This window comes from Natronomonas sp. (genome assembly GCF_028274965.1).
GTDB lineage: Archaea > Halobacteriota > Halobacteria > Halobacteriales > Haloarculaceae > Natronomonas.
The window spans coordinates 1-14,335 of the sequence record NZ_JAQCNO010000011.1 but is presented as its reverse complement, the minus strand read 5'-3'; the positions used below and the strand labels follow the sequence as shown (position 1 = coordinate 14,335).

13 protein-coding genes are annotated in these 14,335 nt (G+C 69.9%); 4 read left to right on the top strand and 9 right to left on the bottom strand.

The genetic code is table 11. From position 1 onward, the window contains the following. Positions 1 to 1,188 carry a multicopper oxidase domain-containing protein gene (locus tag Q0916_RS01585; protein ID WP_299233438.1) on the bottom strand — a complete coding sequence of 396 codons (1,188 nt, stop codon included), beginning with the start codon at positions 1,186 to 1,188 and terminating at the stop codon, positions 1 to 3. Positions 1,189 to 1,269: 81 nt separating this feature from the next. Beyond that, positions 1,270 to 2,334, bottom strand: a complete 1,065-nt coding sequence (locus Q0916_RS01580; protein WP_299233437.1) for an anthranilate phosphoribosyltransferase — start codon at positions 2,332 to 2,334, stop codon at positions 1,270 to 1,272. A gap of 134 nt (positions 2,335 to 2,468) precedes the next feature. On the opposite strand from Q0916_RS01580, the gene Q0916_RS01575 reads away from it, so the two are divergent. Continuing rightward, the gene (locus Q0916_RS01575; protein ID WP_299233436.1) at positions 2,469 to 3,563 is read left to right on the top strand and encodes an Lrp/AsnC family transcriptional regulator; all 1,095 of its coding nucleotides are present in this window, start codon (positions 2,469 to 2,471) and stop codon (positions 3,561 to 3,563) included. A gap of 122 nt (positions 3,564 to 3,685) precedes the next feature. Further along, a complete protein-coding gene (locus Q0916_RS01570; protein WP_299233433.1) occupies positions 3,686 to 6,130 on the top strand; it encodes a heavy metal translocating P-type ATPase in 2,445 nt (814 codons plus the stop codon). A 79-nt stretch (positions 6,131 to 6,209) separates the two neighbouring features. Here Q0916_RS01570 and Q0916_RS01565 read toward each other — a convergent pair whose 3' ends face one another. Beyond that, positions 6,210 to 6,434, bottom strand: a complete 225-nt coding sequence (locus Q0916_RS01565) for a hypothetical protein (protein ID WP_299233430.1) — start codon at positions 6,432 to 6,434, stop codon at positions 6,210 to 6,212. A gap of 70 nt (positions 6,435 to 6,504) precedes the next feature. Then, on the bottom strand, positions 6,505 to 6,798 hold the full coding sequence (locus Q0916_RS01560; RefSeq protein WP_299233427.1) for a hypothetical protein: 294 nt from the start codon (positions 6,796 to 6,798) through the stop codon (positions 6,505 to 6,507). A gap of 233 nt (positions 6,799 to 7,031) precedes the next feature. On the opposite strand from Q0916_RS01560, the gene Q0916_RS01555 reads away from it, so the two are divergent. Continuing rightward, positions 7,032 to 9,254, top strand: a complete 2,223-nt coding sequence (locus Q0916_RS01555; protein WP_299233424.1) for a CDC48 family AAA ATPase — start codon at positions 7,032 to 7,034, stop codon at positions 9,252 to 9,254. A 42-nt stretch (positions 9,255 to 9,296) separates the two neighbouring features. Here the strand turns inward: Q0916_RS01555 and Q0916_RS01550 are convergent, their stop codons facing one another. Continuing rightward, on the bottom strand, positions 9,297 to 10,199 hold the full coding sequence (locus Q0916_RS01550) for a DMT family transporter (protein WP_299233421.1): 903 nt from the start codon (positions 10,197 to 10,199) through the stop codon (positions 9,297 to 9,299). A 185-nt stretch (positions 10,200 to 10,384) separates the two neighbouring features. On the opposite strand from Q0916_RS01550, the gene Q0916_RS01545 reads away from it, so the two are divergent. Next, a complete protein-coding gene (locus Q0916_RS01545; protein ID WP_299233418.1) occupies positions 10,385 to 10,756 on the top strand; it encodes a VOC family protein in 372 nt (123 codons plus the stop codon). 48 nt (positions 10,757 to 10,804) lie between these two features. On the opposite strand, the gene Q0916_RS01540 is transcribed toward Q0916_RS01545, so the two are convergent. The 4 genes from Q0916_RS01540 to hisD all read right to left on the bottom strand — a co-directional run. Beyond that, positions 10,805 to 11,746 carry a D-2-hydroxyacid dehydrogenase gene (locus Q0916_RS01540; protein WP_299233415.1) on the bottom strand — a complete coding sequence of 314 codons (942 nt, stop codon included), beginning with the start codon at positions 11,744 to 11,746 and terminating at the stop codon, positions 10,805 to 10,807. Between the two features lie 45 nt (positions 11,747 to 11,791). Continuing rightward, on the bottom strand, positions 11,792 to 12,175 hold the full coding sequence (locus tag Q0916_RS01535) for a universal stress protein (protein ID WP_299233412.1): 384 nt from the start codon (positions 12,173 to 12,175) through the stop codon (positions 11,792 to 11,794). Between the two features lie 120 nt (positions 12,176 to 12,295). Next, positions 12,296 to 13,078, bottom strand: a complete 783-nt coding sequence (locus Q0916_RS01530) for an enoyl-CoA hydratase/isomerase family protein (RefSeq protein WP_299233410.1) — start codon at positions 13,076 to 13,078, stop codon at positions 12,296 to 12,298. 45 nt (positions 13,079 to 13,123) lie between these two features. Next, positions 13,124 to 14,335 (bottom strand): histidinol dehydrogenase (gene hisD / locus Q0916_RS01525; RefSeq protein WP_299233407.1); only part of this gene is annotated, 1,212 nt, incomplete at its 5' end.

The window sequence follows — 14,335 nt, the reverse complement described above, 5'->3', positions numbered from 1 at the left end:
CTACCCCTCGAAGCCGGCTTTTTCCATCGCCGATGCGAACTGCGGGGTGTCCATCACCGACTCGTAGACGAGCGGCACGATCATGCCGCCGGGGTAGGTGTTCCCGTTCATGACGTGGTTGACCTTGTGGCAGTGCATGAGGTAGATGCCGGGGTCAGCGTCGGCCTCGAACTCGATCGTCTTCCGCTGTGCGGGCGAGACGCTCGTCACGTCCTCGTCGTGTCTGGCGGCGTCGGGGATCCGGCCGCCGTCCTTCTCGACGACCCGATAGCGGTGGTTGTGCAGGTGGATCGGGTGGGCCTCGTACCCGTTGTTCGAGAGGTGGACACGGACGGTGTCGCCCGCCTCGACGATCAGCGGGGAGCCGGTCTCGGGGTGGTAACTCGTCGGGCCGGACCGGCCGTTGATCGTGAACATGTCGGGGTTGCGCTCCCGGTGGCTGTACCGGGCGTCCTCCGCGCCGGCGACCAGCCGGGACAACTCGGAGTCCCAGTCTTTCAGCGTGAGGAAGAACTCCTTATCGGGGGGCTCGTAGTCGGTCGGATCGACCCGGAGGATCCCGTACATCCCGAGCGCGAGGTGGTTTTGGGTCTGGTAGTGACAGTGATAGACGTGGGTCCCGGTCGTGTTCGCGGTGAGCGAGTACACGTGTGACTCGTCGGGGCCGACCTGTATGCCGGTCGTCGCCGGCGTGCCGTCGTCCATCCAGTCCTTCTCGAGGGCGTGGGCGTGGAACGTGTGGGGTCGGACATCCTCGGTGTTTGCGAGTTCGATCTCGAACTCCGAGCCCTCCTCGACCCGGAGGACCGGCCCCGGGACGCTCGGGTCGTTGTCGTCGACCTGCCAGGCCCACACCTCCGGGAGCGTTATCGGACCGCCTTCGGCGCGCTCCTCGACGACGGCGTGCCGTGAGGGGATCGACCGGATCGTATGACGCGCACCGTCTTTCACCTCGACCACCGTCGGCGGCGACGTCCAGGGGTGATCGGTCAGTTCCTCGTTGGGGACCGGCTCTGGCTCCGAGTCGGCGGAATCGGAGCCAGAGGCGGTTTCGTCGCCGCTGTTCGACTCGGAGTCGGGGCTCTCGTCCGTGTCGGCGTCGGCCCCGAACAGACAGCCCGCAAGCGTCGCCGCGCCGGTCGCGCCGGCGGCAGCCAGGAACCGGCGTCGGGTGTGGTTGTGGGTCATCGTCCGCCGGTAGGCCCAACGTCGGCTTAATCAGGGCGGGCGGTTCCCACGCGCCGGGACGGGGACGGCGGACCGAAGGGGTTAAAACTCCCGCAGGGCGTCGAGACGATCGGCCGCCTCGCCGGAGTCGATGGCCGCCTCGGCGGCGTCGAGCCCCGCGGCGATGCTTTCGGCGTCGCCGCCGGCGTAGATCCGCAGCGCCGCGTTGACCGCGATCGCGTCGGCGAAACGGTCCTCGCGGCGGCCCTCGAGGACCGCCTCGGTGATCGCCGCGGAGTCGGCGGCGACGTCGTCGACCGCGAGGTCCTCGCTGTCGAAGTCCATCCCGTACTCGGGGGTCTCGATGTCGAAGTCGTCGATCTCCCCGCCACGGTCCCAGACCGCGACCTTCGTCGATCCCGGGCGGACGTCGTCGTACCCCTCGAGGCCCTGGAACATGACAACCCGGTCGACGTCGGCCGTCTCCGAGCGCCCGAACGTGTCGATGATCCGTTTTGCGTACGGGAGATGATAGAACGATCCGAGGTGGACGGAGGCCCCAGCGGGGTTCGCGAGCGTCTCGATCGTGTTCATGAACGTCCGGACGCCCATCCGGTCGCGCCGATCGGAGAGTTCGACGATCGCCGGGGCGAAGTTCGGCTGGTAGTAGAACCCGAAGCCGACGTCGTCGGTCATGTCGGCCGACTCGGCGGGCGCGAGGTCGGTCCGGACGCCGAGTTCGTCGAGAACGTGCTTGTAGGCGTCCTGTTTCTGCGTCGGAACGCGGTCCCCGGAGTGAGCGACGACCGGCGTCCCGGCCGCAGCGGCGACGAGACCCGAGGCGACCCCCAGGAGGGCCGAGCGGCCCTTGCCGTCGTAGTTCGCCCCGCAATCGACCGGATCACACGCCGGCGCGGCCGTCTCGACGACGTCGGCCATCTCGTCGACGTACGCCGCGAGCTCCTCGGGCGTGTTCCGCTTCCAGCGGTTCGCGAGCCAGAAGGCCCCGAGCGTCGTCCGGTCTGGCTCGCCTCCGAGGATCCGTCGGAAGGCCTCGGCGGCCTGTTCGCGCGTCATGTCGTCGGCGGACTTGTGCCCCGAGCCGACGACCTCCGTCATCAGCCGTTTCAACGGCCACTCGCCGTACGGTGTAGCGGTCTGTGCCATACCCACTATTCGGGCCCCCGGCACAAAAACGTCCTCGGTCCCGGAGCACAGTGGGCCGCAGCGTCCGGAGCGGCGCGGGCGTCTCGACTGCGGGATCCGATGGAGCCTAAACCCTCGGGACCGTACCGGAGCCAATGAGTACGCCCACCTCCGAGGACGACTGGCGGGCCGGGATCGACGACGTCGACGCGGCGCTCATCGACGGCTACCAGTCCGGGTTCCCGATCGAGACGCGCCCGTTTCGGCGGGTCGGGGACGACCTCGGCGTCGGCGAGAGCGAGGCCCTCGCGCGCATCGAACGGCTCCGCGAGCAGGGGGTCTTCCGGCGGTTCGGGGCGGTTCTCAACCCCCCGGTGATCGGGGCCTCGACGCTCGCCGCCGTCCGCGCCCCGCCCGATCGCTTCGACGAGATCGCCGACGCGATCAACGGCTACCGCCAGGTGAACCACAACTACCGCCGCGACCACGAGTGGAACATGTGGTTCGTGGTCACCGCCGGGTCCCTGCGGAAACGCGACGCGATCGTCTCGGAGATCGAGGCCGAGACCGGCTGTCGGGTCCTGGTGTTACCGATGCTGACTGACTTCTACATCGACCTCGAGTTCCCCGTCGTCAACGGGGACCGGTTCGCCCGCGAGTCGGCGGCGTCGGCCGGCGTCGACGCGACGCGGATCTCCGAGACGGCGGCGGCCGATCTCTCCGCGCTCGACCGTCGGGTCGTCCTCGAGATCCAGGAGGGGTTCCCGCTCTCGGAGACCCCCTACGCCGATGTCGCGGCGGCGGTCGACGCGCCGGTCGGAGCGGTCGTCGACTCGGTCGAACGGCTGCTCGAAGAGGGGTGTATCAAGCGCGTCGGGTGCGTCGTCAACCACGTCGTGACCGGGTTCGACTCGAACTGCATGGTCGTCTGGGACGTCCCCGACGCGGACCTCGATGCGCGCGGCGAGACCGTCGGCGGGCTTCCCTACGTGACGCTGTGTTACCACCGCCCGCGGCGGCCCGAGCAGGGCTGGCCGTACAATCTGTTTACGATGATCCACGGCCGCGATCGGGCCGCCGTCGACGCGAAGATCGACGAACTCGGCTCGGAGTACCTCCCCGTCGACCACGAGCGGCTCTACTCGACGGAGACGCTGAAACAGACCGGCGCCCGGTACGGGGACATCGTCGAGGCGAACGAAGACGGAGACGGAGACGGCGAAAGCGCGAACGCCGACCGCAGGCGCTGACGCCGCCGTGCCGTCGCTCAGTCCCGGGGCGGCAGCCCGCCGTTTGCGAGGAGCCGGCGGCCGCCGGCAGCCGACCCCGATCCGAACAAAGCGTATGTGTCCCTGCCACGTAGATAAGGGCGATGACACGCCACTCGGCCGGAGGAGACGGCGGCGCGGAGCGGCCGGACGGGTCCGTCCTCTCGCTTTCGGTTCCCAAGATGGACTGCCCGTCCTGTGCCGGCAAGGTCGAGGCGAGTCTCGAGCGGGTTGAGGGGGTCCTCGGGACCGACCTCCGGCCGATCGAGGGGACGGCGATCGTGACCTACGACCCCGCCCGCATCGGGGAGGGCGACGTCGCCGCGGCGATCGAGGGAGCCGGATACGCCGTTCGGGGTCGCGCGTCGGAGGACACGGCGGGAGCGGGGGCTGGATCGGGGTCGGAGACGGGGGAGACGGCGGAGGGGCGCGGCGAGATCGCCCCGCCGGCGGAGGTCTGGACGAGCGAGCGGGCGATCCGGACGTGGATCGGGGGCCTTCTCGTGCTCGTCGGGTTGACCTTCGAGTTCGTCCTCGGGTGGAACCCGACGGTCGTCTCGACGCCGCTGGGCGCTCTCAGCGCCTCGGACGCGGCCTTCGTCCTCGCCGCCGCGGCGAGCGGGGTCGCGGTCGTCCGGAGCGGGTACTACTCGGCGCGAAACCGGAGTCTCGATATCGACCTGCTGATGGGGGCGGCCATCGTCGCCGCGATGGCGGTCGGGCTGTTCGTCGAGGCCGCGACGCTCGCCGTCCTGTTCAGCGTCGCCGAACTCCTCGAGCGGTACGCGATGGACCGGACCCGCGACTCGCTCCGGGAGTTGATCGCGCTGGCGCCCGAGGAGGCGACGGTCGTCCGCGGCGGCGAGGAGGCGACCGTGCCGGTCGGCGACGTGGAGATCGGCGACACCGTGGCGGTCAGACCGGGCGAGAAGATCCCCGTCGACGGGGTCGTCCGTGACGGCGAGAGCGCCGTCGACCAGTCGGCGATCACCGGCGAAAGCGTCCCCGTCGACAAGGCGGTCGGCGACGAGGTGTACGCCGGCACGATCAACGAGGCGGGGTACCTCGAACTCGAGGCGACGAGCGTCGAGGGGGACTCGACGCTCTCGCGGATCGTCGATCTCGTCCGGGACGCCCGATCGAAACGGACGGACAGAGAGCAGTTCGTCGACCGCTTTGCGGGGTACTACACGCCGGTCGTGGTCGCGCTCGCGGTGGCGACCGCGGTCGTCCCGCCGCTCGTGATCGACACCACCGTGACGGTCTCGGTCGCGGGGTACAGCCACGCCTTCGTCGGCGGCTGGCGGACGTGGTTCGTCCGCGGGCTGACGCTTTTGGTGATCGCGTGCCCCTGCGCGTTCGTCATCTCGACGCCGGTCAGCGTCGCCTCGGGTGTCACCGCCGCGGCGCGCAACGGCGTCCTGATAAAGGGCGGCAGGCACCTCGAGGCGATGGGCGAGGTCGACGCGGTGGCGTTCGACAAGACGGGGACGCTGACCAAGGGGGAACTCGCGGTGACGGACGTCGTCCCGGCCGGCGGCGCCTCCGAGACCGAGGTGCTCCGGTACGCGGGCGCGCTCGAGCGGCGGAGCGAACACCCGATCGCGGAGGCCGTCCTCGATCGGGCCCGGGGACGCGGCGTGGAGACGCCGGAGGTCTCGGCGTTCGAAACCGTCTCCGGCAGGGGCGTCCGGGCGAGCGTCGACGGAACGGTGTACTACGCCGGAAACCCGGCGTTTTTCGCGGAGACGGACGGGCCCGGCGGCGAGGCTCTCACCGACGGCGGGGTCGGGCGCACCGCCGAGCGCGATGCCGAACGCGCCGTCGAACGCGACGCCATCGACGTGACGGTCCGGCGGCTACAGCGGGAGGGCAAGACGGTCGTGCTCGTCTGGACGGACGAACGCGTGCTCGGCGCGATCGGGATCGCCGACGAGATCCGGCCGGAGGCGAAGCGCGCGATCGCGGAGCTCCGCGAACTCGGCGTCGGGCCGATCGTGATGCTCACCGGCGACAACGAGGGGACCGCCCGAGCCGTCGCCGAGGAACTCGGAGTTGACGCCCACCGCGCCGGACTGCTGCCCGACGAGAAGGTCGAGGCGGTGGCTGAACTGCGGGCCGAACACGGCGACGTCGCGATGGTCGGCGACGGCATCAACGACGCCCCGGCGCTCGCGAGCGCCACCGTCGGGGTCGCGATGGGTGCCGCCGGGAGCGACGCGGCGATCGAGACGGCGGACATCGCGCTGATGGGCGACGGTCTCGGGAAGGTGCCGTACCTGTACGCGCTCGCACGCGACGCGAACAGCGTCATCAGGCAGAGCATCTGGGCCAGCCTCGGCGTGAAGACGGTGCTCGCCGTCGGCGTCCCGTTCGGCTACGTCAGCGTCGCCGTCGCCGTGCTCGTCGGCGACATGGGCATGAGCCTCGGCGTGACGGCAAACGCGATGCGGCTGTCGCGGATCTCCCCCGAGAGGTTCCTCGATCCGGAGGGCGAGGAAGGGAGCGAAAGCGAAAACGAAACGAAAAGCGGAGACGACGCGTCGTGATGCGACCGGCGCCGACACGGGATCGGGGGACGCCTCGCCGAGCGCGCCGCTGGGCGGTCCGTCGCTTCGCGCGCTCGTCTCACCCGTTCTCGGGGCCGATGAGTTCGATGTCCTGCAGCCAGACGATCCAGATGACGGCGAGGGCGGTCGCATAGCAGAGCCCCCAGACAGCGGTTCCGAGGATCCCGTACCCGGCGTTCGTCAGCAGATAGTCCGTCAGCCCGGCGACGGAGACGGTCCCCGACAGGAGCAACACGCCCACGGCCCACCCGGGGACGTCGACGTTGCGGTCGGAAAGGGACATACCGACCTGTTCGGCTGGAGCGTCTCGAGTGTTGCGGTTCGGCGCGGACGCGGTCCGGCGGGCGGGGCGCTCACTCGGGGGCGATCAGTTTGAGTTCGTTGATCCGATCGATGAGCGCGTCCAGTCCGCCGTTTATCTCCTCGAGGCGGTCGGCGATGTCGGGTGCGGGAACGGCGCCGTCGTCGGTCGGCTCGACGAGCCCGTCGTTTTCGAGCATCCGGAGGGAGTACCGAGTCTTGTGCTCGTCGATGCCGGTCGCGTCGGCGATCCGGTCGGTCCCGATCGGGTGGCGACGGAGGACCGTTTCCAACACCAAGAGGTCGCGTTCTTCCTTTCGCAACTGTCTCGCCAACCGCTCTATCATTCGAACGCTGATACCGACCGGACGGGCAAAACAATGTCGGAGTCCGGCCTCCGGGGCGCGCGGCACCCCGCGTTCGGATCGGTGAGACGGCTCGACGCGGGTCGTTCGGCGGTGGGCGCTTGACGCCCGCGGAGCGGACCGACGCCTCCGGGGACCGAGCCGCGGGGACGCGGGGGAACGACCGGTGGGAACAAAAAGCATATCTCCGGGCGGGCCTCAGAACACACAACAGAATGAACGAGGTCCAACTCGAGGTCGCGAAGGCCTACCCGAACGATTCCGGGCGGGGGATTGCACGCCTCGACCCCGACACGCTCCTTCATCTCAAGTTGTCCCCCGGCGACATCATCGAGATCGAGGGCGCGGACACGACCGCGGCGAAGGTCTGGCGCGCCGACCGCCAGGACTGGAACACCGACACCGTCCGCATCGACGGGTTCACGAGACAGAACGCCGACGTCGGGATCGGCGAACGGGTGACGATCAGAAAGGCCGAGGCGACGAAGGCCGACCGGCTCGTGCTCGCCCCGCCGGAGGAGGCCTCGGTCCAGTTCGGTTCGGACGCCGCCGGCATGGTCAAACGCCAGATACTCAAGCGACCCGTCGTCGAGCGCGACATCGTCCCCGTAATGAGCTCGACGAACCACCCGTTCATGCGTTCGCCGGGGCAGGCGATCCCGCTCATCGCCGTCGAGACCGATCCCGACGGCGTCTGTCTCATCACCGAGGACACCGAGGTCGAACTCCGCGAGGAGCCCATCTCGGGCTTCGAGAAGACCGGCGGCGGGATCACCTACGAGGACATCGGCGGCCTGCAAAACGAGATCCAGCGCGTCAGGGAGATGGTCGAGCTCCCGATGAAACACCCCCAGATATTCAAGAAGCTCGGCATCGAGCCACCGCAGGGGGTGCTGTTACACGGGCCGCCGGGCACCGGTAAGACGCTTCTCGCCAAGGCGGTCGCAAACGAGACGTCGGCGAGTTTCTTCTCGATCGCTGGCCCGGAGATCATCTCGAAGTACTACGGCGAGTCCGAACAGCAGCTCCGGGAGATATTCGAGGACGCGACCGAGGAGTCGCCCTCGATCATCTTCATCGACGAGCTCGACTCGATCGCGCCGAAACGCGAGGACGTCACCGGCGAGGTCGAGCGCCGCGTCGTCGCACAGCTGCTGACGATGATGGACGGCCTGGAGTCCCGCGGGCAGGTCGTCGTCATCGGCGCGACGAACCGGGTCGATTCGGTCGATCCCGCCCTGCGTCGGCCGGGCAGGTTCGACCGCGAGATCGAGATCGGCGTCCCGGACGAGACGGGGCGCAAGGAGATCCTCCAGATCCACACGCGGGGGATGCCGCTGGCCGACGACGTGAGCCTCAACAGCATGGCCGACGAGACCCACGGCTTCGTCGGCGCGGACATCGAGAGCCTGACGAAGGAGGCCGCGATGAAGGCCCTGCGGCGCTATCTCCCGGAGATCGACCTCGACGAGGAGGACATCCCGCCGAGTCTCATCGACCGGATGATAATCAAGCGGACGGACTTCCGGGGGGCGTTAAACGAGGTCAGCCCCTCGGCCATGCGGGAGGTCCTCGTCGAGTTGCCGAAGGTCTCCTGGGACGACGTCGGCGGGCTGCCGGACCCCAAAGAGCAGGTCAAGGAGTCGGTCGAGTGGCCGATGAGCTCGCCGGAGAAGTTCGAGCGCATGGGCATCTCGCCCCCCGCAGGGGTGTTGCTCTACGGGCCGCCCGGTACCGGCAAGACCCTGATGGCGAAGGCCGTTGCGAACGAGACGAACGCGAACTTCATCTCGGTCCGCGGCCCGCAGTTGCTCTCGAAGTGGGTCGGCGAGAGCGAGAAGGCCATCCGGCAGACGTTCCGGAAGGCAAAACAGGTCTCGCCGACGGTCGTCTTCTTCGACGAGCTCGACAGCCTCGCGCCCGGCCGGGGGTCCGACACCGGATCGAACGTCTCCGAGCGCGTCGTCAACCAGCTGCTGACCGAGCTCGACGGGCTCGAGGACATGGAGGACGTGATGGTCATCGGCGCTACGAACCGACCGGACATGATCGATCCGGCACTGATCCGCTCGGGGCGGTTCGACCGGCTCGTGATGATCGGCGAGCCGGACGCCGAGGGCCGCGAGCAGATCCTCCGGATCCACACCGGCGACACGCCGCTGTCGCCGGACGTGAGCCTGCGGGAGCTCGCGGAGCTGACCGACGGGTACGTCGGCTCGGACCTCGAGTCGGTCGCCCGCGAGGCCGCCATCGAGGCGCTCCGCGAGGACGACGGCGCCGAGGAGGTCCAGATGCGGCACTTCCGGCGGGCCCTCGAGTCCGTCCGGCCGACGATCACCGACGAGATCAGCGACTACTACGAGCAGGTCGAAGAGCAGTTCCGCGGCGGGACGCCGGACGGCCGCAAGCAGGGCGGCGGCCGGATCGGGTTCCAGTAGCGGCGCCGGCCGCTCCGGCGGGCACGGGCGTGGATCGCCCGCTCAGGCCCACTGTGTGAGTTCGGCGGCGATGGTGCGACCCTTTATGACGACGAACCCCCCGGAGATGAGGACGAACCCAAGCACCATCGCCGTCGAGAGCTCCTCGCCGAGGAGGGCGATCCCGCCGACGGTGCCGAAGACCGGGACGACGTAGGAGACGAGGTTTATCTCCAGCGGCCCGAACTCCCGCAGGAGGACGAAGTAGATCACGTACGCGACGGCGCTTGCGAGGACCGCGAGGTACAGCACCGAGGCGACGCCGACGAGCGTCGGGGTGATGTCGCCGAAGCGCTCGCCGATCGCGAAGCTCCCGGCGTGAAGCATCCCCCCGCCGACGAGCATCGCCCAGGCGGTCAGCACGCTGATTCCGAGCGTCGGGGAGAGACGCCGGAGGAGGACGCTCCCGAGCGCGACGCTCGCCCCGGCGACGATGATGAACCCGATCCCGACGACCTCGGCGGCGGCGACGTTTGAGGGGTCCGGTCGGGCGATGACAGCGACGCCGAAAAAGCCGAGCGCGACGCCGACGAGCCGCCGCGTCGTGATCGGCTCGCTCGGGAGCAAAAGAGCCGCAAAGCCGGCCGTGAGAATCGGGATGAGCCCATAGAGGATCGACGCGACGCCGCCGGGGACTGTCTGTTGGCCGACGAAGAGGAGGCTGTTGCCGGCGATGAAGAAGGCCCCGGCGACCACGATCGCGATCCAGTCGCTGTTGGTTTTCGGCCGCCACTCGGCGCCGCGAACGACGAGGTACCCGAGCAGCAACGCCCCCCCGAAGTCGTACCGGAACGCCGCGAACAGAAGCGGCGGGATCGAGTCGAGGCCGGCGCTGATCGCGGGAAAGGAAAACCCCCAAAGCGCCGAGAGGGCGACGAACAGGCCGACGTTGCGGAGCCGCGTCACCGGCCGTTCCCTCCGTTCGAGGCGGTGCGTCGGGGGGCCGGTCCGAACGGAGCGACGAGAGCGCCGATCATGGCGAGAACACGGGCGTCGTTCGGCGGCGGTCCTGAAAACGCTCTCGGACCCTGCGGGCGGCCCGGCGGCGCCGAACCGCCGTCGTTATCCGATACCGCGTCCCCAATGGCGGTATGGAGTTTCTCCACACCTGTCTGAACGTCTCGGACGTCGATCGGTCGGTCGAGTGGTACACCGAACAGCTCGGATTCGAGGAGTCGTGGGGCTTCGAGACCCCGGACGGCGAGACGGTCAACCGGTACGTGGCCGACGGAAACGGCGTCGAACTCCAGTTGTCCGACACCGAGGGCGCATCGCCCGCCGACCCCGGCGATCTGTTCGATCACGTCGCCGTGCTCGTCGACGACGTCGACAGCGCTTTCGAGGAGATCGAAAACCACGGCGTCCGCGACGAGCCGGGCGACCAGCCCGCGGCCGGCGCCCGGACGGCGTTCATCAAAGACCCCGACGGCCACGTCGTCGAGTTGGTCGAGGCGCTCGAGTAACTCTACGGTACGGTAGCGCGCTCGGCTCCGCCCGTCGGCGTCGGACACTCAGTCGTCGCCGGTCCGGACGCGGTTCCGGAGTTCGCGACCGGAGCCGAGCCGAGCAACGTTGTCGGCGACGATATCGGCGAGGCGGTCGTAGTACGCGGGCGTCGCGCCGGCGGAGTGCGGGGTCACGAGCACGTTGTCGAGGCTCCAGAAGGGGTGGTCGTCCGGGAGCGGTTCGGGGTCGGTCACGTCGAGTGCCGCCCCGCCGACCGCGCCCCGGCGGAGCCCCGAGAGCAGCGCCTCCGTGTCGATCACCTCGCCGCGGGCGACGTTGACGATCACCGCGTCCGGCGGGAGCGTCGAGATCTCGGCCGCGCCGATGAGGCCGCGTGTCTCGTCGGTCAACGGACAACAGAGCACCACGAACTCGCTTCGGGCGAGCGCGTCGTGGAGGCGCTCCGGCCCGAGCACCTCGTCGGTCGGGCCGCCGGATTCGGGGGTGCGCCTGATGCCGAGCGTCGTCACGTCGAAGGGCTCAAGCCGGGAGGCGATCCCCTCGCCGATCGCGCCCAGACCGACGATGGTGACCGTCGACCCTGAAAGCTCCATCGGCGTGGCCGGCTCCCAGTGGTCGGCCCGCGCCGCCGCGTCGAGTTCGCGCCGGATGGCGAGGATCGCCCCGACGGCGTGTTCGGCGGCGCTGGCCGTGTGGACGCCGGCGGCGTTCGTCACGGCGACCCCCCGTTCGGCGAGTTCTGCAAGCGGGAGGTGGTCGGTCCCCGCGTACGCACACGCGAACAGCCGGAGGCCGTCGGCCGCCTCAAGGCCGGCGGGATCGATCGAGAGGCCGGTGACGACGTCTGCGGTCGCGATCTTCGCCCGCTCGTCGGCCGGCGTCGGGGCGTACTCGACCGCGTGACCGTCGAGTCTGTCGCGGAGCTTCTCGGCGTACGAGGCCGGTGACAGTCCGTGAACGCCTTCGCGCAGGACGAGCAGTTCCATGCGGACCGCTTCGGCGACCGGATATTTCAATCCTCGCGGACGGCGTCACTCCGGGCGCGGAACGACGACGACCGGGACGTCGCTTCCCGCGAGGAGCGACTCGGTCACCGCCCCGATCGTCGATCCGGACCCGACGGCGCCGACTCCGGGGCCGGTGAGGATCACGTCCGGATCGCGCGCTCTCGCCGCGGCGAGGGCGGCCTCAGAGGGGTCGCCGCCGGGGTCTGGCCGTTCGGTCTCGACCGTCGCCGACCCGACGAGCCGGGCGGTCGCAACGTTCGACGCGTCGGCGGCGTCGCGGGCGGCGTCGGAGCCGGACGCGGGGACGGCGACGACGACCACGGTGTCGTCCGGGCCGAGTCGCGGTTCGAGGTAATCACAGGCCGCGGCGGTCGTGTGGACGGAGTCGGTCGCGAGCAGAAACCGCATACCGGATGTCGCGGACGGAGCGGCTCGAACGTTCCGGTTCGGGGCGACCGCCCGGATCGGCTGGAGCGTCCGTTCGAGCGCGGACGCCCGAGGCATACGAACACGAGAGCGGCCGTGTCGCTACTCGCCGGTGAACTCCGGCGTCTCGTCGGTCCCGAACGCCGCGTGTCCGCGGGCGAAGTCCTCGGTTTTCGTGAGGCGAGCGATGGTCGCTCCCTCGTCTGCGAGTTGCGCGTCGAGGGGGGTATCGAGGCTCTTTGCGAGCAGCCGCTTCGTCTCCGCGTACCCCTTCGTCGGGCCGGCGGCGAGCCGTTCGGCTTCGGCGTCAAAGCGCTCGTCGAGGCCCTCCGGGACCGCCTCTGTCACCAGCCCGATGGCCTCGGCTCGTTCGGCGCCGATCGGTTCGTCCCTGAACGCGATCTCCTGGGCCGTTCGGGTTCCGACCAGCCGGGGGAGGAGGTACGTCGATCCGCCGTCCCCGGAGAACCCGATCCGGGGGTACGCGAACTCGAAGCGGGCGGACTCGCCGGCGAGCACGATGTCGCCGCAGATCGCCGGGCCGAGGCCGCCGCCGGCGGCGACGCCGTCGACGGCCGTGACGACGGGTTTCGGCGCGTGGACGAGTTGGCTCACGAACTCGTGGAGGCCGCTCGCGACGCCCCGGATCGTCGCCTCGTCGCTCCCGTCGCCCGAAAGCATCGTCAGGTCCGCGCCCGTATTGAACGTCGGGCCGTTGGCGCTCAGCGCGATACACCGGACGGCGTCGTCGCTTGCGAGTTCCTGGGCCGCACTCGAGAGCTCCTCGCTCATCGTCCGGTTGATGCTGTTGTGCGCGTCGGGGCGATCGAAGACGACGCGGCCGACGCCGTCCTCGCGGGTGCACTCGATGGTCTCGTACGTCATAGAGAGCCCCTCGGCCGGCGGCGTCTTAAATCGACGCCCTCGGGGTCACTCGAAGCGCTTCTCGACGCTTTCGGCGTGGGCCTCGAGGCCCTCGGCGCGGGCGAGCGTGGTGACCGTTTCACGCAGCGCCCCGAGGGAGTCCTCGTCGAGTTTCTGGACGGTCGTCGAGCGGAGGAAGTGATCGACCGAGAGCCCGCCGACGACCTTCGCGAGCCCCCCGGTTGGGAGGACGTGGTTCGGGCCGGAAGCGTAGTCGCCGGCGGCGACGGGCGAAGCCGCGCCGAGAAAGACGCTGCCGGCGGAGTCGATCCGATCGAGGACGGCCTCGTCGTCGTCGGTGACGATCGAGAGGTGCTCGGCGGCGTACTCCTCGGCGAAGAGGACCGCCTCGGGCATCGACCGCGCAAGGAGGACCCCGGAGGCGTCGGTCCCGAGCGCGGCCTCGATCACCTCGGAGCGCTCGCGGGCCGCGGTCTGTCTCTCGCAGGCCTCGGCGACGGCCTCGGCGGTCGGCTCGTCGTCGGTCACGCAGACGACGGAGGCGTTCGGGTCGTGTTCGGCCTGGGCGAGCATGTCCGCGGCGACCAACTCCGGGTCGGCGGTGTCGTCACAGACGACGAGCAGCTCCGAGGGCCCGGCGAGAAAGTCGATCTCGACGTCGCCGCGAACCCCGGCCTTCGCGGCCGTCACCCACCTGTTCCCGGGGCCGACGATCTTCTCGACGGCCGAGACGGTCTCCGTTCCGTACGCGAGGGCGGCGATCGCCTGCGCGCCGCCCGATTGGTAGACGGCGTCCGCGCCGGCGACATGGGCCGCGGCGAGCGTCGCCGGCGGAAGGTCCTCGGCGGGCGGCGTGGACACGGCGACGTGTTCGACGCCGGCGACCGTCGCCGGGATCACGCCCATGAGAACGCTCGAGGGGTAACTCGCCGTGCCGCCGGGGGCGTAGACGCCGACGCGCTCGATGGGTCGGTAGCGCCGCCCGAGTTCCCGGCCCTCGAAGCGCTCGCGCCAGTCCTCGGGGACCTGTCGCTCGTGGAAGGCTCGCACGTTTTCGGCCGCCGCCTCGATCGCCTCCCGGACGTCGGGATCGACGGTTTCGTAGGCCCGTTCGGCCTCGTCGGTGACGTCGATGTTGCCGATCTCGACGTCGTCGAACTCGCTCGCGAACGACCGCAGCGCGGCGTCGCCCTCCGAGCGGACGCGGGAGACGATGTCGCGGACCGACGACTCGACCCCGTCGACGCCGGCGTCGCG